This is a genomic window from Sorangium sp. So ce1036 (assembly GCF_051369805.1).
GTDB classification, from domain to species: domain Bacteria; phylum Myxococcota_A; class Polyangia; order Polyangiales; family Polyangiaceae; genus Sorangium; species Sorangium cellulosum_F.
Map to the genome: position 1 here is coordinate 8673825 of NZ_JBBMOX010000001.1, position 23211 is coordinate 8697035.

Annotated in this window: 18 protein-coding genes; 8 read left to right on the plus strand and 10 right to left on the minus strand. The window is 72.7% G+C overall.

Annotation, left to right across the window (positions count from 1 at the left end):
• Position 1: 1 nt before the first annotated feature.
• Entirely contained in the window at positions 2-523 is a 522-nt protein-coding gene (locus WMF31_RS32565; RefSeq protein ID WP_436605673.1) for a hypothetical protein, read from the minus strand.
• A 427-nt stretch (positions 524-950) separates the two neighbouring features.
• Between WMF31_RS32565 and WMF31_RS32570 the strand changes: the two genes are divergently transcribed.
• Complete coding sequence (locus tag WMF31_RS32570; protein WP_436605674.1) at positions 951-2378, plus strand: sigma 54-interacting transcriptional regulator; 1428 nt, start codon at positions 951-953, stop codon at positions 2376-2378.
• A gap of 215 nt (positions 2379-2593) precedes the next feature.
• Here the strand turns inward: WMF31_RS32570 and WMF31_RS32575 are convergent, their stop codons facing one another.
• Together WMF31_RS32575 and WMF31_RS32580 are read right to left on the minus strand one after the other, a co-directional pair.
• Complete coding sequence (locus tag WMF31_RS32575) at positions 2594-2761, minus strand: hypothetical protein (protein ID WP_436605675.1); 168 nt, start codon at positions 2759-2761, stop codon at positions 2594-2596.
• A 39-nt stretch (positions 2762-2800) separates the two neighbouring features.
• Positions 2801-4393: an endo-1,3-alpha-glucanase family glycosylhydrolase gene (locus tag WMF31_RS32580; RefSeq protein ID WP_436605676.1), complete on the minus strand. Its 1593-nt coding sequence runs from the start codon at positions 4391-4393 to the stop codon at positions 2801-2803.
• Between the two features lie 847 nt (positions 4394-5240).
• Here WMF31_RS32580 and WMF31_RS32585 point away from each other — a divergent pair.
• Entirely contained in the window at positions 5241-5864 is a 624-nt protein-coding gene (locus tag WMF31_RS32585; protein WP_436605677.1) for a hypothetical protein, read from the plus strand.
• A 66-nt stretch (positions 5865-5930) separates the two neighbouring features.
• On the opposite strand, the gene WMF31_RS32590 is transcribed toward WMF31_RS32585, so the two are convergent.
• The 3 genes from WMF31_RS32590 to WMF31_RS32600 form a co-directional block, all read right to left on the minus strand.
• Positions 5931-8513: a protein kinase domain-containing protein gene (locus WMF31_RS32590; RefSeq protein WP_436605678.1), complete on the minus strand. Its 2583-nt coding sequence runs from the start codon at positions 8511-8513 to the stop codon at positions 5931-5933.
• 195 nt (positions 8514-8708) lie between these two features.
• Positions 8709-9011: a PRC-barrel domain-containing protein gene (locus tag WMF31_RS32595; protein WP_436605679.1), complete on the minus strand. Its 303-nt coding sequence runs from the start codon at positions 9009-9011 to the stop codon at positions 8709-8711.
• 212 nt (positions 9012-9223) lie between these two features.
• Complete coding sequence (locus tag WMF31_RS32600; RefSeq protein ID WP_436605680.1) at positions 9224-10771, minus strand: hypothetical protein; 1548 nt, start codon at positions 10769-10771, stop codon at positions 9224-9226.
• Positions 10772-11238: 467 nt separating this feature from the next.
• Here WMF31_RS32600 and astD point away from each other — a divergent pair, with 467 nt between their 5' ends.
• Positions 11239-12705, plus strand: coding sequence for a succinylglutamate-semialdehyde dehydrogenase (gene astD / locus WMF31_RS32605; protein ID WP_436605681.1), 1467 nt, complete (start codon positions 11239-11241; stop codon positions 12703-12705).
• Between the two features lie 16 nt (positions 12706-12721).
• On the opposite strand, the gene WMF31_RS32610 is transcribed toward astD, so the two are convergent.
• From WMF31_RS32610 to WMF31_RS32625, 4 genes are all read right to left on the minus strand, one after another.
• Positions 12722-14011 carry a cytochrome P450 gene (locus tag WMF31_RS32610; protein ID WP_436605682.1) on the minus strand — a complete coding sequence of 430 codons (1290 nt, stop codon included), beginning with the start codon at positions 14009-14011 and terminating at the stop codon, positions 12722-12724.
• A gap of 225 nt (positions 14012-14236) precedes the next feature.
• Positions 14237-14929: an ROK family protein gene (locus tag WMF31_RS32615; RefSeq protein ID WP_436605683.1), complete on the minus strand. Its 693-nt coding sequence runs from the start codon at positions 14927-14929 to the stop codon at positions 14237-14239.
• A 233-nt stretch (positions 14930-15162) separates the two neighbouring features.
• Entirely contained in the window at positions 15163-16317 is a 1155-nt protein-coding gene (locus WMF31_RS32620) for a pectin acetylesterase-family hydrolase (RefSeq protein WP_436605684.1), read from the minus strand.
• Between the two features lie 77 nt (positions 16318-16394).
• A complete protein-coding gene (locus tag WMF31_RS32625; protein ID WP_436605685.1) occupies positions 16395-16877 on the minus strand; it encodes a hypothetical protein in 483 nt (160 codons plus the stop codon).
• A 524-nt stretch (positions 16878-17401) separates the two neighbouring features.
• Here WMF31_RS32625 and WMF31_RS32630 point away from each other — a divergent pair.
• The 5 genes from WMF31_RS32630 (at position 17402) to WMF31_RS32650 (ending at position 23194) form a co-directional block, all read left to right on the plus strand.
• Positions 17402-18343 carry an aldo/keto reductase gene (locus WMF31_RS32630; protein ID WP_436605686.1) on the plus strand — a complete coding sequence of 314 codons (942 nt, stop codon included), beginning with the start codon at positions 17402-17404 and terminating at the stop codon, positions 18341-18343.
• Between the two features lie 5 nt (positions 18344-18348).
• Positions 18349-19182, plus strand: coding sequence for a 3'(2'),5'-bisphosphate nucleotidase CysQ family protein (locus WMF31_RS32635; RefSeq protein ID WP_436605687.1), 834 nt, complete (start codon positions 18349-18351; stop codon positions 19180-19182).
• Positions 19183-19188: 6 nt separating this feature from the next.
• Positions 19189-20337, plus strand: coding sequence for an NAD(P)/FAD-dependent oxidoreductase (locus WMF31_RS32640; protein WP_436605688.1), 1149 nt, complete (start codon positions 19189-19191; stop codon positions 20335-20337).
• Between the two features lie 32 nt (positions 20338-20369).
• Complete coding sequence (locus WMF31_RS32645) at positions 20370-21212, plus strand: SDR family NAD(P)-dependent oxidoreductase (RefSeq protein WP_436605689.1); 843 nt, start codon at positions 20370-20372, stop codon at positions 21210-21212.
• A gap of 230 nt (positions 21213-21442) precedes the next feature.
• The gene (locus WMF31_RS32650; protein ID WP_436605690.1) at positions 21443-23194 is read left to right on the plus strand and encodes a hypothetical protein; all 1752 of its coding nucleotides are present in this window, start codon (positions 21443-21445) and stop codon (positions 23192-23194) included.
• The last annotated feature ends 17 nt before the right edge of the window (positions 23195-23211 follow it).

Genomic DNA, 23211 nt, shown 5'->3' on the forward strand with positions numbered 1-23211 from the left:
GTCACTTCGCGCCCGCGAGCTTCAGCACCTCGTCCCGCTCTCGATCGGTCGGCTCGCGATGGCACTCCTTGCCGGCGTTCTGCAGCGCTGCGAGCTGGTGCTCGAGATCGGCCGGGTCCACGCTGTGGCAGCCCTCGTTGAAATCGGTGCACTCGGCCACGGAGAGCGCGGTGCCCGCGACGAAGCGGCAATCCGGATCCTCGGGCCGGAACTTCAGGAACGCGGCGGCCTCCGTGAGCAGACACGCCGAGTCCGTGGGTGTGTTCGCCTTCTTGCAGCGCGCGGCCGCGATGCGGGCGACCCGGCGCAGCTCCTCCGGCGGATAGGCGCGGCCGCGAGGGCGGGCGGGGGTCGCCGCCGGTGCGCCGGCCGGAGGCGGCGCGCCGGGCGACGGCACGCCATCGGACGCCGAGGCGGCATTCCCTGTGCTCTCCGGGCCCGACGGAGGGTTCAGCGACGAGGAGGCGCACCCGCAGGCGAGGAGCGCGCAGAGGGTGATGAGAAGAGAGCTCCTGACCTTCATCAGCCACACATATCACACATCCTTCCGCCCCCGCAACGCGTCAGTCCGCGGGAATCCCTGTGCTGAACCTCTCCCCCGCACCGCATCGGGTGCCCCACGGCATCGCGTGCCTGCACTGCATCGCGTGCCCTCACCGCAGCGCGTGCTCGCACTGCATCGCGTGCCCGCACCGCGTCGAACGTGAAGGATTGCAACGTGAGCCCCCTGCCCCGCGCTCGGCCCGGCGTCGGGCGCCGCCGCGTTCACCCAGGGCGCCCGGCGCCGCCGCGTTCACCCAGGGCGCCCGGCGCCGCCTCGCCCGGCCCGGCGCCCGGCGCGTTCACCCAGGGCGCCCGTCGAGCGGGCGCCTCGCGCGTGGACGGGCGCCGCGCAGCGAGCCCATCGGGAGCGAGGTGAGCTGACGCGGAGATGAGATAAGGTGGCTCCGATGACGTCCCCTGGAAATGATGCGCCGATCCCCCTCGAGCTCGCGGTGTTCGCCGCGGGGTCCACGGCCCGGCACCCGCTGCCGGCCGAGGGCCGGGTCTCGCTCGGCCGCGGCAGGGACAACGACATCCAGATCGACGACAGCTCCGTGTCGCGCCGGCACGCCATCCTCCACCTCGGCCGGCGGCTCGCGATCGAGGATCTCGGGAGCGCGAACGGCACCCGCCTCCGCCGCGACCGCACCGCCGGCGCGACGACCAAGCTCCTCGAGCTCCAGCTCGAGCAGGGCAAGACCATGGAGCTCTCGGTCGGCGACGCCGTCAACGTGGGGTCGGCCCTGATCGTCATCCTGCCGCGCGAGCCCGCCGCGTGCGCCGCCGCCGGCCAGGGGCAGGGCGAGCCCGTCGTGCGCGACGCGGCGATGCAGCGGCTCTACGCGCTCGCCGAGCGCGTGGCCGGGGCGCCGCTCAGCGTGCTCCTGCTCGGCGAGACGGGCGCCGGCAAGGAGGTGCTGGCCGAGCACATCCACCGGCGCTCGCCGCGCGCGAACGGCCCGTTCTTGCGGCTCAACTGCGCCGCGCTGTCCGAGTCGCTCCTCGAGAGCGAGCTCTTCGGCCACGAGAAGGGCGCCTTCACGAGCGCCGCGCACGCGAAGCCCGGGCTGCTCGAGACGGCGGAGAAGGGCACCGTCCTGCTCGACGAGGTGGGCGAGCTGCCGCCGAGCATCCAGGTCAAGCTGCTGCGCGTGCTCGAGGACCGCAAGGTGATGCGCGTCGGCGGGCTCAGCCCGAGGTCCATCGACGTGCGGTTCATCTCGGCCACGAACCGCGATCTCGCCGCCGAGGTCCGGCGCGGCGCCTTCCGCGAGGATCTGTTCTTCCGGCTCAACGGCATCGCGCTGACGATCCCGCCGCTCCGCGAGCGCGTCGCCGAGATCGAGCCGCTCGCGCGCGCGATCGCCGCCCGGACCGCGAGCGCGCTCGGGCGCCCGGCGCCGGCGCTCGCCCCCGAGACGCTCGCCGCGCTGGAGGCGCACCGCTGGCCTGGCAACATCCGCGAGCTGCGCAACGTCATCGAGCGCGCGGTGGTGCTCTCCGGCGGGGACACGCTGCTCCCGGAGCACCTCCTGCTCGACGCGGCCGCGGCGCCGCCCGTCCTCCCGGCGAGCCCCGAGCGGGCGAGCCCCGAGACCCCCGCCGCGCCCGCGCGGGCAGCCGGCGAGGACGCCGGCGCCGCCCAGCCGGCCCAGAGCGCGCGCGACCTGCGGAGCGAGATCGACGCGCTCGAGCGGCGCCGGATCGTCGACGCGCTGGAGCGGTGCGCCGGGAACCAGACCCAGGCCGCGGCGCTCCTCGGCATGCCCCGCCGCACCTTCGTGGCCCGGCTGGACGCCTACGGCATCCCGCGGCCGCGCAAGCGCAGGAGCTGATCCGGACGGCCCCGCCGCGGGCGCGGCCGCGCCGCAGACGCGCGAGGCGCGTCCCCCGGACCGACGGAGGTCGTCGGCGGGACGGCGTGGGAGCGCGGGCGCCGTGGAGGCGCCGAAAGCGCCAGCGCCGGCGCCGTGGAGGCGCCGAAAGCGTCAGCGCGGGCGCCGTGGAGGCGCGGAAGACGTGAGCGCAGGGGGCGCGGGGGAGGGCTGCCTCAGGGACAGGGATGACCGCAGATGAGCTGCCCGGTGATCGGGTGCTTGAAGCACGGCGGCTTGCACTCCCCATCATCGGAGGCCGACGCCGGCGCCGCGGTGAAGCCCAGCACGGCCGCAGCGACGGCCAGGGCGAAGACGAGGCGGAGGTGCTTGCGAATCGACATGATGTATTCTCCTGGTTTCTGGTTCAATGCAACATGCTGTCAGGGGAGTCGGTCTTGCGGGAGGTCGTCCTGCACCCCGACGACCACCGGGCGCGAGGAGCTCCCGGCGCGGTACATGAGGTCCTGCCACACGATCGAGGAGCGCGTGGGGAAGGCGCTCGTGAGGTCGATGACGGTCGCGCCGTTCCGGAGGAGCTGGAGCTTCGGCCGATCGTTCACGCGCAGCGGCGCGTCGAAGAACTGCATTCCCGCGCCGACGTCCTTCGCATGGTCGGCCCCGCCCGACCGGATCTGGAGGCGCCCGCCCTCCTTCAGCATGCCGAGCGCGAAGACCCGGTCGAGGAACGGAACGTTGTTCTTCGACGTGAACACCCTGTCCTGCTTCGTGAGATCCGGCTGCGCCGAGCTCAGGTGCATGCGGTGCGCGTAGTACAGGACGTCACGCACGATCGTCGGCTGCCGCCGCGTCTTGAACCACGTCGTGTAGTAGGCCGTCATGTCGTACGCCGCGTATTGCATGGCCGAGTTGGGCCTCAGGGCGTGGCCCTCGTAATGGTCGTTCCACGTGAGGATCTGGACCATCTTCACGCCCGAGTCGATCGCCGCCTTCCAGCTCTTGTACTGCGTCTGGAAGCCCGCGGTCTCCAGCGCCCACCCCGACGTGGGCCGGTGGTCCGTGTGGCTGACGGGCGGCGCGTAGGGGACCCCGTTCTGCTCGCCCCAGGCCTTCAGCGTGCTCAGGCTGGACGAGAAGTTGGCGTTGTACGGGAGGTTGTCCCAGCGGGAGAAGGCCGCCCCCGCCATGAAGGGCTTGAGCGCATTCCGGTTCGCCTCCGTGGGGCTCAGCAGGGTGCCCCACAGGACCGCGTCCATCCCGTGGACCGTCTTCAGCTGGTCGAAGAACTCCGCATACCAGGACGCGGGGAGCGCCTCCGGCCTGAAGCTGCCGATCAGGTACTTGCCGCCCATCTTCATCCACGAGGCGTGGTGCTTCAACCTGGCGATGTGGTCGGCCCTCGTCCGGGGCTCGTCCTTCCCGCTGTTCCCCGAGAGGATGTGGCTGTCGACGTTGGGGATGACATGGAACGGCGCGGCCGGGTTCTCGGCGTTGAACTCGTCCGCCGCGGCGAACATGTTCGTCAGCCACGCCCAGCGGCTGTCCGTGGGCGGGAACCAGAAGTTGATCAGGAATCCATCGACGCCCACCGCCGCGGCCGTCTGGATGTCCGCCTTCATGTCGCTCCGGAGATAGCTCGCCTCCGAAGGCGGGACGGGCAGGATCGGGATGGGCCGATCGCGCAGCCACCCGCCGATCCCCTCGTACTGCCCCGTCGGCTGGAGCCAGCCCACGTAGTAGTCTCTGGCCGTCCCCCCGCTCCTGGAGAACTGCCGGATCGGGAAATTGTGCCAGTGGGCGAAGACCTTGTAGCCGCTCGACGCGAGATCGGCCCTCGCCGGCATGTCGAAGGGCAAGAGGGCGTTGCTCAGCTCGAAGGGCGCCTTGCCCGCGGCGGCCTGGGAGGAAGAGTCCACGAGCTCGGCGCCCTCCCCGGGCTCGGGCGGCGCCGCCGCGTCGCGCTCCCCGAGCGCCGCCGGCTCCTGCGCGTCGTCCGCGTCGACGCCAGGAGCCATACAGGAGGACAGGGCCAGAGCCCCCGCGACGAGGATGAGCCCACGCTTCAGCCGGAGGAATGATAAGCTGACCAAAGATCCCTCTTTTCTGCGATCGGCGTCCTCTCGATCGCTGTTTGAAGCCACAGACAAGCTAAAAATATTCAACAACGACACCTATCGTGCTGGCCACACCCATTCTAGGGTCGAGAGCACGGAGAGCAAACGGATTCTCGACAGAGGGCGATTTACACAATTTAACTCGACTCGCACCAAACCTCTCTTTCACACCAGCGGCGACATGTGGGGTTATCCAAGGCTCGATCTCGTGGACCAGAGCCAGCCGGGACGTGGTCGCGACCGGGCCCGACCCGACCTGCAGGTCGGCGGGACATGGCCGCGACCGGCCCGACCCGACATGCAGGTCGGTGGAACGCGGGCACGACCAGGGCCACCTTCGCCCGGATTGCGCCATCGCCGCGCAAGCGCCCCCTCCCCCGCGCGCGCCGCCTCCACAAACGCCGGCCCGAAGCTCCCCTGGCCGCGCGACGGCCCGCTGGTCCGGCGCTTGCTTCGAGCACGAGCGAACCGGGCGCGGAGGGCGCCGGGCCCCGACGAGGGGAGCCCCCTTCGGCGGCCGGCACGACAGCGCATCACCGGGCCTCGACCGGCCGGGGCACGCCCGGGTATGTAGTGAGGATGCAGTGAGCAGATGGCAGCCGACCGGCTGCCGCCGCCCGCGGCGCGCCCGCCCCGAAGGACGGAGCGCCCGGGGCGGCCATGACGAAACCACCCCAGAAGTCCACGGATCCCGACAAGGAGATATCGAACCATGAGCGCTGGATTGACAGGCGGTATGACCCTCCCCGTGCTGGACCCCCCGACGGACGATAACCGCACCATTCAAGTCCCCATCGACTCGAAGCTCATCATCATCGACGCAAAGAGCCAGGCGACGCTCCTCCGCATCGCCGTGACGGGCAATCTCCCCGCCGGGAAGTACCAGGCGAAGACCGAGTACTGGTCGCTCCGCGACGACCTGCCCGAAGGCTGGTTCGAGATGTCCCTGTTCTCGTCGGGGTTCAAGAACGCCCCGGGCACGGGCGGGTACGAGGACGAGATCGATGAGTTCATCGGCGACGGCCGCGTCCTCGCGGCCCCGCAGGAGGCGCCGCCCTCCGCGTGGGTCCAGGGCGTTTACAAGCCGAAGGCGCCGAAGCGCGTGCTCCTCTGGGCCGAGGATCCGGACGCGCAGCAGGGCCTCGTCACGATGTACTCGCCGCGGATAGGGCTCCTGCTCGAGCGGGACGACGTCGGGGCGCTCGTCCGGATCGTCTGGTACAAGACCTACCGGCCTGACAACGGCCTGATCTTCGGGAGGATCCCGAGCCAGATGAGCTTCCAGGTCGCGCTCGACGGACGCCAGGCGCCCACGACCGATCCGGCCCACATCGATCCCGCGGCGACCTGGTACTTTCACAAGAGCCCGTGAGCGGCGCGCGGACGCCCGCGCCCGGCGCGCGGACGCCCGCGCCCGGCGCGCGGACGCCCGGGCCGCTCACCGCGGCAGGCTGCGCGCCAGCCGGAGCCCGATCCCCCCGAAGCGGTCGCCGGGCTTCCCCGCGAAGCGCCCCGCCGCGCGGCAGAGGTTCGGCGCGGTCGACCACGCGCCGCCCCGCGCCGCGCGAAACCCCGCGTCGCCCTCGTCGGCCGGATCCAGGCGCACGATCCGCTGCTCGACCCGCGGCCCCTCCCGCTTCCACGCGTTGAGGCACCAGTCCCGCACGTTGCCCGCCGCGCCGCGCAGGCCATACGGGCTCTCGTCGAGCGGGAAGTCGTCGACCGGGAGGCGGCCGGCGACCCCCTCGTGGCTGCCCAGCATGCACGCCCACGTGGGCTCCAGGAAATCGCCCCAGGGCATGCGGCGGCCGTCGACGCCCCGCGCCGCCTTCTCCCACTCGAGCTCGTTCAGCAGGCGCCACGGCGCGCCGGTCTCGGCCGCGTACCACGCCGCGTAGCGCATCGCCGCCCGCCAGTCGACGAAGGCGACGGGCATCCTCGGCTCTTCCTGGACGTCGGTCGGGACCGCGCCGAGCTGGAAGCTCCCGTCCTCGCCGCGCACGAAGCGGAGCGAGCCGGGCCCCGACGCGGCGCGGCCCAGGGGCAGGCGCGGGCAGGACTCCATCGCCTCGGCCTCCCGCCCGCTCGCCACGAGCGCATTGAGGAAGGTGAGGTATTCGGCGTTCGTCACCGGGTGCCTGCGGACGAGGAAATCGTCGATCCAGAGGCGCCTCCGCGGCAGGCTGTCCGCCGCGTCGGGATCGCCGCCGGACAGGAACCAGCCGGCGGGCACGTGGAGCGTCTCCTCGTCGATCTCGCCGGGCCGGAGGAGGCGCACCGGGCACGGCGCGCCCCCGCCGGGCCGGATCCCGTCCCAGTGCCGCCCGCGCTCGATGAGCACCGGATAGCGGGCCTCCCGGTATCCCGGGGCGCGCAGCGTCAAGAGGTAGCTGCCGCGCGGGAGCGTCACCGCGACGAGGGGCGTGGGGCCGAGCTCGCGCACAGGCTCGGGCACGAGCCTGCGGTCGCGCTCGACATATCGATGAAGGGAGACCTCCGCGCCCGCGGGGACGCTCGAGAGCGAGAGCGCCCCGTCGCCCGCGAGCAGCTCGGCGTGGCGGCCGCGATCGTGCTGCCGGAGGAGCGCCTCGGCGCGCGCCGCCCCGCGCGGATCCCGCGCCTCCTCGGCGGCGACGAGCTCCTCCGCGTAGTGGTCCGAGAGCGCCTCGTGCGCCTCCGGGAGATCGGGCACCTCGTTCAGCGCCGACCGGAGGACCTGCATCCACTCGATCTGGCCGATCGACGCCTCCCGCTCGAGGCGCTCCGCCTCGTCCTCGAGCCGCCACCCGACGGCCTTCTGCTCCGCGGGCGCGAACGAGCTCAGCCCGTCGAGGATCGCCCGCGCCTCGTCGCGCAGCGCCCGCGCCCGCGCCCGGGTCGCCTCGATCTCGGGCCGGATCTCGCGCGCCCTGTCCACGATCGCGAGCGCGCGCTCGCGCCGCCGCGCGCCGTCGAGCCAGCTCCGGATCTCGGCGGCGAGCGCGCCGGCGTCCGGGTAGCGGTCCTCCGGGTCGCGCGCCATCGCGCGGGCGCAGATCGCGGCGAGCTCCGCGGGCACCTCCTGGGGCGCGACCGCCTCGACCGGCGGGGGCGGGCGGGTCAGGAGCGCGCTCCAGAGCGCCGCGGCGCTGCCGTCGTACGGGTGGCGGCCGGCGAGGATCTCGTAGAGCACGACGCCGAGCGCGTACACGTCGCTCGCCGCGCCGAGGCGGTCGCACTCGCCGCGCGCCTGCTCCGGGGGCATGTAGAGCAGCGTCCCGAGCACCTCGCCGGGTCGCGTGAGCGGGGCCTCCTCCATGAGCTCCACCCGCCCGGCGGCGGCCGCGGGCGCCCCCGCGGGCCGCGCCGCGGGCCGCGCGAGGCCCCAGTCCATCACGAGCACCTCGCCGAACTCGCCGATCATCACGTTGGCCGGCTTGAGGTCGCGGTGCATCACGCCGTGGTTGTGCGCGTAGGCCACGGCCTCGCAGATGCGGAGGAACGTGTCGATCGCCCGCCGCAGCGCGACCTGGGAGAGGCGCCCGCCGCCGGCCGCGTACACCTCGGCGATCACCTCGGCGAGCGTGCGGCCGCGCACCTCCTTCATCGTGAACCACAGCCGGCCGTCGGCGAGCGCGCCGCACTCGTGCACGGGCACGATCCCCGGGTGCTGGAGGGCCGCGGTCAGGCGCGCCTCGGCGAGGAAGCGGGCGCGATCGGGCGTCGCGTCCCGCGCCTCGGGCGTCTGGACCTTCATGGCGAGCACGCGCCCCAGGATGCGGTCGCGCACGCGGCGCACCTCGCCCATGCCGCCGCGCCCGATGCAGCCGAGATCCTCGTACCGCTCCTCCGCGGAGAGGCGCTCGGGCGCCGCGACGGAGATGGGCGGCGCCTCGCGGGCGTTCGCGCTGGGCGACTCCCGGAGCCGGAACGTGACGTCCGAGGCGATGTCCGGCGACCGCGCGATCGCGGTGTCGGCGTCGGGCGACGCGCGGCCCGCGGCATGGGGGAGCTCCGTCTGCTCGCGATCGCTGCGGCTCATGGGTCGTCGGCTCTGCGGAGCGCGCTCGGGAGGGTCGCCCGAAGCGAGGCCCACGCCGACTCTATCGCCCGACCCTGCGGGCCTCAACGAGGCCGAGCGACCGCGAGGTCTCGCCGCGCTGCCCAGGGCTCATGCGTCCGCTGCCCAGGGCTCACGCGTCCGCTGCCCGGGGCGCACGTGTCCGCTGCCCAGGGCTCAGGGGGGCGAGCCGGGGCGGCCGGACACGGGAGGGGTCAGCAGGTTGCGCGCCTGGGTGCGCAGCACGACGGCCTGGCCGAGGCTCTGGATGGCCTCGGCCGGCACGTCGAGGAAGCCGGCGCGAAAGAGGCCGTGCTGGACGCCGAGCACCTCGGCCGCCTCGGAGCGGAGCTTGATGCGCAGACCGGCGAGCCTCATCGACTCGCTGTCGAGGTAGAGTTGCTCGACCTCGCCGATCACGCTCCCTTCGGCGTCGACCACCGAGTGCCCCCGCACATCCTGCTCGTACGTCAACCGCATGGCGCCTCGCTCCCTGCGGAGGGCAAGCACGACGCAGGCCACCCGCCGCCGCCGGGCCGTATCGCCCGCGCGCACTGCCGGCCGCGCGGCGTGCACACCTGGGATATGCCCGGCGCCGGCCGAGCGCCTCGCGCCGACGCGGACGGGATCTTCCGTGTCTCTATCGGGTGAAGCGCAGCCCGTCCGGTGCTCACCGACGTGCGGCTGTACAGCTAGCCGCGCAGGGCCGCCGTGGCCTGCGGCCGCAGCGCCGGGCGCGGCCGCCTGGCCGCCACCGCCTTCCGGGACACCCGCGGCGCCTCGTCGGCGCTCCAGGGCAGGAACCGCTGGTCCTTCCACATCACGAGCCCCCCCGACAGGGGCGCCTCCGGCCCCGCGCCGTCCTCGGAGCGCAGCCAGACGAGCGGGCGCGCCTCGAACACGGGCCTCGTGCACGCGATGTCCTCGAACGCCGCGGACCACGAGCCGGTGTTCCCGAAGAACACCCCGCCTTCCCAGCTCCCCTCCGGGTTGTGGGTGTGCCCGAAGATCACCGCCTTCGCGCCGTGCGCCCGCGCCACCAGCCGCGCGGCGCGGTTCACGCCCTGCCAGACCGCATCGAGCGTGGGCTTGGGCACCGCGCACTCGTAGGCGATGAGGAGCGTCGGGGCGAGCAGCGCCGCCGGCGCGAGCCCCTCGGGCACCCAGCAGAGGCACGCGAGCGCCGCGAGCAGCCCGACCAGCGCGAGCCCGCAGCGATCGAGCCAGAGCTCGCGGGCGACCCGGCCGAGGCAGTCCTCGGCCGGCCGCGCGAACAGCCGCGCGTGCTTCGCCACCGCGGCGAGCGGCGCCCCCGTCTCGCGCGCCGCCGCGACGAGCCCCGCTCGCCGGCGCGCGCGGCGGCCGGGCTCGCGCCGGCGCACGAGCTCGATCATCGTCCGCGCCGCGCCGACCGCGAACGCGAGCACGAGGGACCGACCGGAGAACAGGTAATACCGCGCCCAGTGGGCGAGGTAGCCGAGCCCCGAGAGCATGAACGACGAGTCGACGTGCGGGTTGAAGTACCCCATGCGCGACACGAGCAGACGGCTCACGAGCGAGCCCATCGTGGGCTGGATCTCCCCCGGATTCCGGCCGAACGGTGCCATCGGATAGCGATAGCTGCAGTACGAGTCGTACTGGTTGCCGTGCTCGAGGATCACCCCGTCACGCGTGCGATGAAACCAGGCCCGGAACACCACCCGCGCCGCGAGCGCGCGGCGGAGCTCCGCCGCGCCGGCCGCCGGAGGGGCGCTGTCCCGGGCGGCGACCTCCCGCGCCGCCGCGTCGACCACGCGCCGCTGGACCGCCGCGCGCACCTCGGGGAGCGTGAGCTGGATGTCGTGGTTGCCCGCCACGAACACCACCGTGTGTCCGTCCGCCACGACCCGGCCGAGCGCCTCCACGAACACGGGATGGTCGCTCAGGATCGCCTCGATCGCGGGGACCGCGTGCTCGGCGGTGCGAGGCAGGTCGTGGACCACGCTCTCGTTGTTGATCACCCGCGGCGCGTCGAGATCGAAGATATCGCCGTTCAGGACCAGCGTGAGATCGTCGCGCGTCGCCCCGCCCGCCCCCCGCCGCACGTCTCCCCGGAGCGCGTCGAGCATCGCCGCGAGCTCGCGGTCCGGAGAGTACGGCGCCTGTCGATAGCGCATCCAGAGGCCGGCCGTCGGCTCGAGCTCACATAGATGGATGTCCGAGATAGCCACCGTGTGATGCATCGGCGAGGAAACTGACATGGCGACGCTTCCACGCCAGTCACGGGACAGTCAAGACTTGGTGTCGTCCGCCGGGGGAATGCGCCCGGAGCGTTATCGGAAGAGGCGCTCGCTCGCGCGGCACAACGTGATCGCCACCGTGCATTCCTGTGAATGTCGCGAGCTCGCCACATGCGCTGTCCGGCGCGCCCGACCGCAGAGCGCATTGGGATGTGCGCTCAGGAACCGTCAGCGGACGAGCGGCCGAGAGAGCGCCCCTATCCGTTGGGGGTCGACCGGACGAGCACACGCCCTGTTGGGGTCACGCGAGGACGGCGCGCCCGGCGGGCGATCCCATCCGCGTCGAAATCGCGGGCGCGTCGCCGCGGGGGCGGGGCGATCGGCGCGCCGGGGTCTGGTACGATGCAGACCGACGGGGCAAAGCGGACGCCGGCCCGGCGCGGCCGGACGGACTGCCGAGCCCGCCGTTCCGCGCAGGGAGAGTGACCATGTCGACCCATTTCATCGGCGGCCGCTGGACGGCCGGCGCAGGAGAGCCGTTCGCGAGCCGGAACCCGGTGACACAGCAGACCGTCTTCGAGGGGCGCGCCGCGACCGCCGAGCAGGTGGACGCGGCCGTCGCGGCGGCGCGCGACGCGTTCAGGGCGTGGCGCGATCTCGGCTTCGACGGCAGGGTCGCGCTGGTGAAGCGGTTCGCGGGCCTGCTCGCCGAGCACAAGGCCCGCCTCGCCGACGTGATCGGCCTCGAGACCGGCAAGCCGCGCTGGGAGGCGCTCACCGAGGTCCAGACGATGATCGGCAAGGTCGACGTGTCGATCATGGCCTACCGCGAGCGGACCGGCGAGAAGCGGGGCGAGGCGGGCGACGCCATCGCCGTGGTGCGGCACCGGCCGCACGGCGTGGTCGCGGTGTTCGGGCCGTACAACTTCCCGGGCCACCTGCCGAACGGCCACATCGTCCCTGCCCTGATCGCCGGCAACTGCGTGGTCCACAAGCCCTCGGAGCTCACGCCGAAGGTCGCCGAGGAGGTCGTGCGGCTCTGGCAGGAGGCGGGCCTGCCCGCGGGGGTCGTCAACCTGGTTCAGGGGGGGAAGAGCACCGGCGTCGCGCTCGCCGGTCACGCCGGCATCGACGGCCTGTTCTTCACGGGCAGCTCCGCCACGGGCAACGCCCTGCACCGGCAGCTCTCGGGCCAGCCCGAGAAGATCCTGGCGCTCGAGATGGGGGGGAACAATCCGCTGATCGTCCAGGACGTCGCGAACATCGATGGAGCGATTCACCACATCCTCCAGTCCTGTTTCATCTCGGCGGGCCAGCGGTGCACCTGCGCGCGCCGCCTGCTCTTGCCGGCGACGCCGGAGGGCGACGCGCTCCTCGCGCGCCTGGTCGACGCGGCGAGCCACCTCAAGGTGGGTCGGTACGACGACGCGGAGCAGCCGTTCATGGGCGCGGTGATCTCGCTCGACGCGGCGGAGCGGCTCCTCGCGGCGCAGGCGCGGCTCGTCTCGCTCGGCGGCGAGGTGCTCCTCGAGATGCGCCGGCTCGAGGAGGGGACGGCGCTGCTCTCGCCCGGCATCCTCGACGTCTCCGCGATCCGGGATCTGCCGGACGAGGAGCACTTCGGCCCGCTCGCGCAGGTGCAGCGCTACACGAGCTTCGACGAGGCGATCGCGCTCGCCAACCGCACGCGGTACGGGCTGGCCGCCGGGCTGATCTCGGATCGCAAGGATCTCTACGAGCAGCTCTGGCGCGAGGCGCGGGCGGGGATCGTCAACTGGAACAAGCCGCTGACGGGCGCATCGAGCGCCGCGCCGTTCGGCGGGATCGGCTGCAGCGGGAACCACCGCCCGAGCGCGTATTATGCGGCGGACTACTGCGCGTATCCGGTCGCGGGGCTGGAGGCGGCGTGCGTGGCGCTGCCGGGGCAGCTCGCCCCGGGGATGCGGCTCTCGTGATCTGCGCGGCGGCCGGCTAGGAAGAGGCGCGCTCGGGCCCCAGCACGACAGGGAGCGCTACGAGGCCGCGGACGCCGGGGCTCTGCCGGAAGGTGACCGGCGCGGGCGACAGCTCGGCCCCGGGGAAGCGCCGCAGGAACAGGGAGATCGCGGACTGGGCCTCCACGCGGGCCAGCGCCGCGCCGGCGCAGTAATGGACGCCCAGACCGAAGGAGATGTGGCGGATGTCGGTGCGCCGGAAGTCGAGCCGGTCGGGCTCCGGGAAATGCGCGGGATCGCGGTTCGCGGCGCCGAGCACGAGGAAGACGCGATCGCCCTTCGCGATGCGGACGCCTTCGATCTCGAGGTCGTCCAGCGCGACCCGGCTCATCCACTGCACCGGAGTGTCGTACCGCAGCAGCTCCTCGACCGCCGGGCCGAGCAGCGCCGGCGACGCGCGGAGCGCCTCGCGCTCTCGGGGGTTCTGGAGGAGCGCCAGGAGGCCGTTGCCGATGAGGTTCTTCGTCGTCTCGTGGCCGCCGAAGAGCAGCATGCAGCACGTCGAGAGCAGCTCCTGCTCGCCGAGGATCATGCCCTGCTCCTCCGCGAGCAGGAGCTGGCTGAGCAGGTCGTTCCCGGGGCTCTGCCGGCGGACCGCGATCACGCCGCGGAAGTAGTCCTCCATCTCGACCACGGCGCCCAGCGTGGTCGTCGCGATCTCCAGCGTGGGCCGGCCCGAGCCGAGGAACCCCGCGATCGCGTTGGACCAGCCCTTCAGCCGGTGCCGGTCCTCCGTCGGCACGCCGAGCATCTCCCCGATCACGAGCAGCGGGAGGAGATCGCCGAGATCGCGGAGGACATCCATCTGCCCTGCCGGCGCCGCCGCGTCGAGCAGCTCGGTCACGAGCGCCTCGACCCGGGGGCGCAGCCCCTCCACGAGCCGCGGCACGAACGCCTTGTTGATGAGCGACCGGATGCGCGTGTGCTCCGGCGGATCGAGCAAGAGCGCCCACGACGCGAGGTTGCGGCGCAGCGGCTCCAGCCGCTGCTTCACCTCCTCGGGCAGCTTCGTCACGAAGGCGCTGGAGCGCTTCGCCGAGAGGCGCGGGTCGCGAAACCCCGCCGCGACGTGGTCGTAGCGGGTGACGAGCCAGCCGTTGTACGCCGCGCTGAAGTACACCGGCGCCTCCTCGCGCAGCCTTGCGTAGACAGGGTACGGGTTCGCGAGCGTCTCCGGCGAGCGAATGCGAAAGGGGTCGAGATCGGCGTCCGCCGCCGGGTTGGCCGCGGGCGTCGCGTCGGGCTTCGGTGCGTCGGGCGAGTTCATCGACCCAGCGTACGCTGGTCGCGCCCCTCTTGGGAACCTGGGGGCGGCCGGAGCGCGGTGGGGGTGCGCTGGGCGCTCCCCTCCGGGGCTTGCGTTCCGGCGAGCCCCTTTTGTGGCTCGCCTGCACTTCAGCCCCTGCGGGGAGCGCCCAGCGCACCCCCACCGCGCTCCGGCCGGGCGAGGCGACGAGGCCCACGGTCCGGGGCAGGGCCCCCGCCGCGGACGCTACGCCCAGAGCTTGATGCCGCCGAGCAGGCCGGCGACGTTGTCCACGACGACGACGTTCTCGGGCAGCCGCTTCACGTCGAGCAGGCGCGCGTTGCCGCCGCCGAGGTAGAGCTTGCGGTAATTGAAGATCGGCTCGAGCTGCGCGATCATCTTGCGCACGCGCTTGTTCCAGCGCTTCGGGCCGATGCGCTTGCACTCGGCGTCGAACACGCGGTCCTCGTACTTCAGGTTCCTCTTGCCGTAGGGGTGGTGCCCGAGCTCGAGGTTCGGCACGTAACGGCCGTCGATGTACAGGGCGCAGCCGAGCCCCGTGCCGAAGGTGAGCACCATCTCGAGCCCCTTGCCCTCGATGACGGCGAGCCCCTGGACGCCCGCGTCGTTGGCGACGCGGACCGGCTTGCCGAGGCGGCGCTCGACGGCCTCGGCGAGCGGGTAGCCCTTCCACCTATCGTTGTCGAGGTGCGGCGCCGTCTTGGTCACGTTGTCCATCACGACGCCGGGGAAGCCGATCGAGACGCGATCGAACTCCCCCTGGGCGCGGGCGAGCTCGGCGATGACATCCAGGATGGGGTCCGGCGAGGCCGGCTGGGGCGTCGGCTCGCGCATGCGGTCCGTGATCGGCGTCCCTTGCTCATCGAGGACGATGGCCTTGATCCCCGTTCCGCCGATATCAATACAAAGCGTGCGCATGTAGTCTATGTCTCCTCCCGGAGTTCTGCGTCCAGGGCTGCCGCGGGCGCGTCTGCGCGCCCGCGGACGCGACGACCATGATCTGGCGCCCTGGCTGTGCGTCAACTGGAGCCGCGCAGGCGCCCCCCGAAAGCGCCCCGGAGCGCCTGCGGGGCCGCCGCGCGGCCGCACGCGGGCCGGCGCGGCGCCGGCCCCGATCCGGGGGCGCCGGCCCCGGCGAGGGGGCGAGGCCGCTACTCGGGTGCCCCGCAGGCGTCGCCCTCGCAGGCGACGCTCGGCGGCGCGTCCCCGTTCACGAGATCGTCGAGCCACGCCACGAGCCGTGTTCCGCCCGACGCCACGGTGTAGAGCTCGGGCCGCCAGAGGATGCAATGATCGCTGCCGGGGGCGAGGTACGAGCTGAAGTTGGGCGTCGACGCCTCGATGTCGTCGACCGACGCCCTCATGGCGTCCGACCAGGCCGCCGCGTCGCCGCCGCCCATGAGCCTGAAGAAGCGGATCTGGTCCTCGTCGTACGCGGTGTTGTACTGCGACAGCCGCATGTCGGGGTAATGATTGCCGATCGCCGTGTAGAGCGCGGGGAGCCGCGTGAGCCCGGCGGGGTCGAGGCCGCTTATCCACGTGGGATAGGCGCCCTGGGGCCTCCAGGAAGGGAAGCTGTCCTCGAAGAACGTGTCGGTGATGATCCCGGCGCCGCTGTCGGCGAACTGGTAGACGGGCGCGTCCGCGTAGTGCTCCCGCAGGTGCGCGGACCACAGGATCGAGCCATACGCGCCCGCGCTGCACCCCGTCACGAAGACCTTCTCCGGCGCCGGGACGTTCTCGTAGATCCAGCCGAGCGCCGCGCGGACGTTGACCGCCCCCTTGTGCCGGATGGTGACGGCGCCGCTCCCCTCACCGTACGTGGCCACGTTGTCGCCCCAGTGGATGTCCCCGGTGCAGTAGGGGATATAGACATGGTGCCAGTCCCTGAACGGGTTGTCCGGGTTCTCATGATCGTAGATCCCGGTCGCGCCCTGCTCGTTCACGATCGCGGGATCTTCCGTGACCGTCTCCTGGAAGACGGAGCCCGCGAAGGCGCAGGTCGTGGCGTTCCAGCACGCGCCGCCGCCGCGGAACTCGACGACGAGGCGATTGACGGTGCCGGGTCGCACGAAGTACCGGAACGGATCGCCGCGCGAGCACGTGGTCTCGCCGCCCGGTGAGATGGTGTTCCAGCCGGCCGGGAGGCTGAGGATGCCCGCCGGCGTGCCGCTGCTCGGGCTTTCGTCCCCGGCGTCCGGGCCGCCGCAGCCGACCACGGCGAGCAGGCTCAGCGGGAGGCACCATCGAAGGGACGAACGGAGTGGGTGAAGAGGCGGAAGGAGCGGGAGCGTGTTGAAGGGCATGACAGACGGACGATAGCAGCCCTCGCCCGTCGAGAGCGCCTCGGCGCGAGGCGGCCGCTGCCGAGGACGCCCGCGCGCTACCGCGCCGGGGCGCGCTCCGGCCAGAGCTGCGCCGCGGCCGCGCCGACCGCGCGCCGGATCGACCCCTCGTCGAGGCGGGCCCTGTCGCGCGGCGCGAGCGCGGCGCAGATCGCGAGCGCCGTGATGTAGAGGGCGCCGAGGAGGCCAATCCACCTCAGCCCGGACGAACCCAGGCGTGAGATGATCTCGATGGGCACGATCTGCGCGCGGACCTGGACCGGCCCGATCACGAGCACGGCGCGGTCTCCCTCGCGCAGCTCGATGTCAACCGGGCCGGTGAGCAGGCGACCGAGCCCGTCGGCCCCGTGCAGTCGGGCCCGGGTCCGCCGCGGCACGTGCAGCACGTAGCGAGCGCCGGTCACCTCCGCGATGACGGGCGCCGCTCTATCCAGCTCTCCCGAAGGCACCCGCGCGATCGATCCGGGCGTGTCGCCGATGTACGCCCGCCCTTCGGCGAGCAGGTGTCGGACACCGATCACGTCCTTGCCTCGGACGGCCACGAGCTCCAGCGCGCGCCGCGAGGAGGAGGCGCTCGTCGCGGGCGGGCGCGCCTTCCGTTCGCTTACGGGTTCGGCCTTCGATGCTTCATTGGGCCCTTTCGCCATGTTCTACAGCCCCCCTCATCGACCACTGGCAAGTTCGACCCAGCACGTCACCTGGAGACCTGCCCCCGGCCGCGCCGCCCGGCGCTCCTCCGCAACACTTCCCTTCCCCAGCGTCCCTCTGGCACGGAGCGTTCCGCGGCCAAGCGCGCAAGGACGTGGCGCCCCGCCGATCTCGTCCAGCCCGCGGCGCCGGGGACCCTGGCCCTCCGGGGCGCGGCGCCGGGGACCCTGGCCCTCCGGCCCGGGTCCCGCCCCTCCCGGGGCGCGGCGCCGGGCCCTGGCCCTCCGGCAGGAGCGCGGACCGCCCCGAGCGACGCCTCCCGGCCCGCGAGGGGCTCCCGATCGGCTCCCCGCCCTATTTCGTGGCGCTCGTGCACCGCTGGTGTAGATCGCCGCGCGTGAGGAAGCGCCCCCTCGGCAAGACGACCCTGCAGGTCTCGGAGCTCGCCCTAGGCACCTGGGGCCTCTCCGGCGATGGCTACGGCCCGATGGTCGAGGCCGAGATCGACCGCGTCATCGACCGCGCGCTCGCGGTCGGCATCGACCTCTTCGACACCGCCGACGTCTACGGCCGCGGCGAGATGGAGCGCCGGCTCGGCAAGCGGCTCCAGGGCGCCGGCCCGACGTTCGTGGTCACCAAGATCGGCACCGATCTCGAGGGCCTCCCGCCGCGCAAGCGCTTCGACCCGGCCCACCTCCGCGCCGCGTTCGAGCGGTCCCAGGAGCGGCTTGCCCGCGACGTGGTCGACGTCGTCCTGCTCCACAACCCCACCATGGCCGCGATGCGCTCGAAGGAGTCGCTCGCGCTCCTGAGGGACCTCAAGCAGGCCGGGAAGATCCGCGCCTTCGGCGTGAGCGCCGGCTCCGCGGACGTCGCCCGCTCCGCGCTGCGCGACGAGGTCGACGTCATCGAGATCGCCTACAACGCCTTCCTCCCCGGCGATCTCCACGAGGTCGCCGGCGACGTCTCCGAGAGCGGCGCGGCCGTGCTCGCCCGGTCGGTGCTCGCGCACGGGCTGCTCGCCGGGCAGTGGAGCGCCGACCGCGAGTTCTTCTCCTTCGATCACCGCGCCGAGCGGTGGACGCGAGAGGAGTTCAGGCTCCGGATCCGCCAGCTCGACGTGCTCAGGCCGCTCGTCACCGGCCCGGTGGTCTCGCTCCGGGCGGCGGCGCTCCGGTTCGTCCTCGCGAACCAGCTCGTCTCGTCCGCCGTGCTCGGCCCCCGCTCGGTCGCGCAGCTCGACCAGCTCGTCCGCGAGGCCGGCATGCCCCCTTACCTCGGCGACACGGCGCTCACGGAGCTCTCCGCGCGCCTGAGGAGCGCCGGGATCACGACGTGAGCACGATGAACCAGAACAGCGACCGGGAGCTCGACGAGATCGTCCGCATCGCGCGCGCGGCGGCGTCGGTGGTGATGGAGGTGTACGCGACGCCGTTCACCGTGGAGATGAAGGGCCCGGGCGACCCGGTGACCCGCGCCGATCGCGAGGCGAACGCGCTCATCTGCCGCGCGCTCGAGGCCGCGTTCCCGGGCGAGGCGATCCTCGCCGAGGAGAGCGTCCCGGCCGGCGAGGAGCTCGCCGCGCGCCTCCAGCGGGAGCGGGTGTTCTTCGTGGACCCGCTCGACGGCACGCGCGAGTTCGCGGACAGGAACGGCGAGTTCGCCGTGATGATCGGGCTCGCGGAGCGCGGCCGCGCGTCGCTCGGGGTCGTGCTCATGCCCACGTCCGGCGAGGCGCTGGCCGGCCGCGTCGACGCGGGCCTCGCCTTCGTCGAGGCGAAGGACGGGAGCCGCCGCCCGCTCCGGGTCTCGCCCGTGCGCCCGCCGGCCGACGCGACGCTCATCGTCTCGCGGTCGCACCGGCCGGCGTTCGTCGAGCCGCTCCTCGCCCGGCTCGGCATCTCCAGGGTCGTCCCGTGCGGCTCGGTCGGCGTGAAGATCGCGCGGATCGCGACGGGCGAGGCCGACCTCTACGTGCACGGCGGCGGCGGCGCCAAGCTCTGGGACGGCTGCGCGCCCGAGGCCGTGCTCCGCGCGGCCGGCGGCCAGTTCACCGACCTCTCCGGCGCGGCCATCGACTACGCGGGCCCCGGGCTCAAGCTCGCCCGCGGCATCATCGCCTCGAACGGCGCCCTCCAAGGCGCGGCCATCGCCGCGGCGAGGTCGGAGCTCGGCTGAGGCGCGATGCGATCCGAGGCGGAGATCGTCATCGTCGGCGCGGGGATCATGGGCCTCGCGATCGCCTACAACCTGGCGCGGCACCACGGGATCACGGACATCGTGGTCGTCGACCGGGGCTACCTCTGCAGCGGCGCGAGCGGCCGCAACGGCGGCGGCGTGCGGGCGCAGTTCTCGAGCGAGGGCAACATCCGGCTGATGCAGGAGAGCATCCGCATCTGCCGGGATTTCGCGCGCGAGATGAGGATCAACGTCTGGTTCCGGCAGGGCGGCTACCTGTTCCTCGTGCGCAGCGAGTCCGGCCGGCGGACGCTCGAGAAGAGCGTCGCCGTGCAGAACGCGTGCGGCCTCGGCACGCGGATGCTCACCGCGAACGAGGCGCGCGCGATCGTGCCGGAGCTCTCGACCGAGGGCGTCGTCGCCGCGAGCTACAACCCCGACGACGGCGTGGTGTTCCCCTGGCCGTTCGTCTGGGGCTACGCCGAGCAGGCCCGGCGGCTCGGCGTCGACATCGCCACCTTCACGGACGTCGTCGGCTTCCGCACGCGCGGCGCGCGGATCGACGCCGTGGTCACCGACCGGGGCGAGATCCGGACGCACCGGGTGGTGAACGCCGCCGGCGCGTGGAGCCCGGAGATCGCGCGCATGCTCGGCGTGGCGCTGCCCAACCACCCGCACCGTCACGAGATCTGCTCGACCGAGCCGCTCAAGCCCTGGCTCGGCCCCCTCGTCGCGGACCTGTCGAACGGCCTCTATTTCTCGCAGTCGATGCGCGGCGAGATCGTGGGCGGCATCTCCAACGACGACGTGCCCGAGGGCCTCGACATGGGGTCGAGCCACAGGTTCCTCGCGCTGTACGCGCGGGCGCTCGTCCGGGCGTGCCCCGTCCTCGGCAGCGTGAAGGTGCTGCGGCAGTGGGCCGGCTGCTACGACCTCACGCCGGATCAGAACCCCATCGTCGGGGCGGTCGACGAGGTGGAGCACTTCTACCAGGCCTCGGGGTTCATGGGGCACGGCTTCATGATCGCGCCCGTCATGGGCAAGCTCATCGCGCAGCACATCGCCGAGGGCGTCACCCTCCCCCTGTTCGAGCGCTGGAACCTGCGCCGCTTCAAGGAGGGCCGGCTCCTCAGCGAGGCGATGATCATCGGCTGAGCCGCGGTTCGTCTATACTCGCGGCCCTTCCGATGGGTCACCTCGTCCTCGTCACCGGATCCTCGAGCGGCATCGGCTTCGCGACCGCCGTCGCGTGCGCGGCGGCGGGCCACCGGGTCATCGCCACGATGCGCCGCCTCGAGAAGGCCGACGCGCTCCTCGCCGCGGTGAGGGCGCGGGGCGCCTCGCTCGAGATCGAGCAGCTCGACGTCGCCGCCCCGGGCGCGTGCGCCAAGGTCAAGGAGCTCCTGCTCAAGCACGGCCCCGTCCACGCGCTCGTCAACAACGCGGGCATCGCGGTCGGCGGCGCCTTCGAGGAGCAGGCGGACGACGACGTCCGCGCGCAGTTCGAGACCAACGTCTTCGGGCTCATGGCCGTGACGCGCGCGGTGCTCCCGGCGATGCGCGCCGCGGGGCGCGGCCGGATCATCAACGTCTCGAGCATCTCCGGGCTCGTCGGCCTCCCCGGCGTGAGCGCCTACGCCGCCACGAAGCACGCCGTCGAGGGGTTCAGCGAGGCGCTGCGCTGGGAGGTCGCCCCGTTCGGCGTCGACGTCTGCCTCGTCGAGCCGGGCACCTTCAAGACCGAGATCTTCTTCGAGAACCAGCGGCGCGGCGCGCACATCTCGCGCGAGGGGCCCTACGCCGCGATGACCGAGGCGCTCGAGCGGCTCGTCCTCGCGGACGCCGCGAAGGCGCCGCCGCCCACCCCGGTCGCGGCGGCCATCGTCCGCCTCATCGAGGGCGCCTCTCCGCCGTTCCGCACGCTCATCGGCCGGGACGCACGGGCGCTCGTCGCGCTGCGCCGTGTCATCCCCGACCGGCTGTTCGCGACGGGGATCCGCCGGTTCGTCCCGGCGCCCCGCTCGCGTTGACACCATCTCCCACGGCGAATACTTTCGGCTCCGCCGATTCCATGACGGAGCGGCGCCACCACGTGGCCGAAGGGGGGCCGCGCCCCCTGCCGCGCGCTGTTTTTGTCCACTTTCGTCCCCTCAGGCTAACGAAGGCTAGCCGCTGGCCGCGTCGCCTCGTTCGCGCTCGCAGCCCCTCGGGGGGAGCGAGGCCAGGTCGGCGGCATCACCGAGGTCCCGGAGGAAACACCATGTCCCGCTCAGCACGCAGCATCCTGCCGCTCCTTCGCTCGCTCCTCCTGGGGGCCGCCACCGCCTCGTCGATGGCGCTGTCCGCAGGGATCGTCGCCGGGTGCGCCGACGAGAACGATCCCGAGACGCACGTCAAGCGGCTCGACGACCCGGCGACGCTCCCTCAGGCGGTCAACCGTCTCGTCCAGTTCTTCGAGGACGCGATGACGCGTGACAACAAGGACCGGAGCGGCCCGACGGTGAAGCCGCTCCTCGACCAGATCGTCGAGCCGATGACGCAGAAGTGCGTGGCCGGCGACCTGGATGAGCGCACGAACTCGAAGCTCATCAAGTTCCTCTCCGACACGAGGGATCCGCGCGGCAGCGCCTGCCTCATCAAGGCGCTCAAGGACTACAAGGCCGACAGCACCGAGGAGGACGTCCGCTGGGCGGTGCGCGGCCTCGCGGCGACGAAGCCGAAGGACGCCGCCGGCCCGCTCCTCGACGTCTTCACGAAGCTGCAGCACGCGAAGCCGAAGGGATCCACGATCTCGCGCGACGTGCACGACGCGATGATCGAGATCAACGACCCGTCGTGGGAGGGGCAGCTCATCACGATGCTCGGGCGCCCGATCAACGATCCCAAGGACGTGGCCACGCTCCGGAACGAGCTCTTCTGGCAGATCACCGCGGCGGAGCTGCTCGGCTGGCAGCGCAGCGAGAAGGCGGTCGTCCCGCTGCTCAAGGTGGTGCTGTCGCCGCTCAAGGCGGACGCCGCCGCGACGGCCATCCTGGCCCTCACGAAGATCGGCAAGCCGGCGATCGAGCCGACCATCGCGCTGCTCAAGGGCGAGCACAAGGAGCTCGTCGAGTACTCGCAGGTCGAGAACCTGAAGAGGGCCGGCGACAAGCCGAACGCGGAGCAGAAGAAGGCCGCGGAGGCGGCCCACGTGGCGGCGGCGGCGCTCGTCCTCGCGACGATCGGCCGGCAGGAGTCGGTGCAGCCGCTGCTCGCGGCGCTCGAGAAGGCGGAGGACGTGCCCCGCGCGATCATCGCGCGCGAGCTCACGAAGGTGCCGAAGACGCCGGAGACCCTGGCGGCCTTCCAGGCGGCCTACGAGAAGACGCCGGCGTCGCTCCAGGTCCCCCCGGCCGGCGTCAACGGGCGGGCCATGCTCGCGGAGGCAGCGGGCAACTTCTTCGACGCGGGCCTCGTGCCGTGGCTCGTGAAGACGGCGCTCTCGGCCCGGGGCGAAGAGGACGACGTGGCGCAGATCCGCGACGTCTCGCTGCTCACGGCGCTCAAGCTGGTGAAGGCGGACCAGATCGCCGAGGTCGACCGGCTCGCGAACACCCGCTCGAGCTCCGGCACGGTCGGCAAGGCGTTCGAGAAGGAGATCAAGCTCGCGAAGGGGCTGCTCAAGGACTGCGGCGACAAGGTCGAGTGCTACGTCGGCAAGCTCGGCGAGCCGGCGTCGCAGGCGAAGGACACGCAGTTCCAGGGGATCAAGGCGGCCTACATGACGGGCGTCCTCGGCACCCCCGACGTCCGGCAGAGCATCATCGACGCCATGCCGAAGATCTCGAACGCGGCCGTGCGCTTCGTCTCGGTGTCGGTCATCGACGCCCTCTCGCCCAAGGGCGACGCCGAGGTCGCGACCAAGCTCCAGAAGATCGTCGACGACGGCGAGGCCTCGAAGGACGCCGCGAAGATCTCCGCCAACGCGCCCTTCAAGACCGTCATCTACCGCCTGAACGCCCGCGCGCAGTGAGCGCCGCGCCGCGCGCC

Excerpts from the sequence above, each read along its gene's own strand:
- WMF31_RS32640 (WP_436605688.1), top strand. The coding sequence starts at position 19,189 with ATGCGATCCGAGGCGGAGATCGTCATCGTCGGCGCGGGGATCATGGGC.
- WMF31_RS32565 (WP_436605673.1), bottom strand. The coding sequence starts at position 523 with ATGAAGGTCAGGAGCTCTCTTCTCATCACCCTCTGCGCGCTCCTCGCC.
- WMF31_RS32635 (WP_436605687.1), top strand. The coding sequence starts at position 18,349 with ATGAACCAGAACAGCGACCGGGAGCTCGACGAGATCGTCCGCATCGCG.
- WMF31_RS32610 (WP_436605682.1), bottom strand. The coding sequence starts at position 14,011 with ATGAACTCGCCCGACGCACCGAAGCCCGACGCGACGCCCGCGGCCAAC.
- WMF31_RS32595 (WP_436605679.1), bottom strand. The coding sequence starts at position 9,011 with ATGCGGTTGACGTACGAGCAGGATGTGCGGGGGCACTCGGTGGTCGAC.
- WMF31_RS32645 (WP_436605689.1), top strand. The coding sequence starts at position 20,370 with ATGGGTCACCTCGTCCTCGTCACCGGATCCTCGAGCGGCATCGGCTTC.
- WMF31_RS32570 (WP_436605674.1), top strand. The coding sequence starts at position 951 with ATGACGTCCCCTGGAAATGATGCGCCGATCCCCCTCGAGCTCGCGGTG.
- WMF31_RS32575 (WP_436605675.1), bottom strand. The coding sequence starts at position 2,761 with ATGTCGATTCGCAAGCACCTCCGCCTCGTCTTCGCCCTGGCCGTCGCT.
- WMF31_RS32580 (WP_436605676.1), bottom strand. The coding sequence starts at position 4,393 with ATGGCTCCTGGCGTCGACGCGGACGACGCGCAGGAGCCGGCGGCGCTC.
- WMF31_RS32590 (WP_436605678.1), bottom strand. The coding sequence starts at position 8,513 with ATGAGCCGCAGCGATCGCGAGCAGACGGAGCTCCCCCATGCCGCGGGC.
- WMF31_RS32600 (WP_436605680.1), bottom strand. The coding sequence starts at position 10,771 with ATGTCAGTTTCCTCGCCGATGCATCACACGGTGGCTATCTCGGACATC.
- WMF31_RS32620 (WP_436605684.1), bottom strand. The coding sequence starts at position 16,317 with ATGCCCTTCAACACGCTCCCGCTCCTTCCGCCTCTTCACCCACTCCGT.
- WMF31_RS32615 (WP_436605683.1), bottom strand. The coding sequence starts at position 14,929 with ATGCGCACGCTTTGTATTGATATCGGCGGAACGGGGATCAAGGCCATC.
- WMF31_RS32650 (WP_436605690.1), top strand. The coding sequence starts at position 21,443 with ATGTCCCGCTCAGCACGCAGCATCCTGCCGCTCCTTCGCTCGCTCCTC.
- astD (WP_436605681.1), top strand. The coding sequence starts at position 11,239 with ATGTCGACCCATTTCATCGGCGGCCGCTGGACGGCCGGCGCAGGAGAG.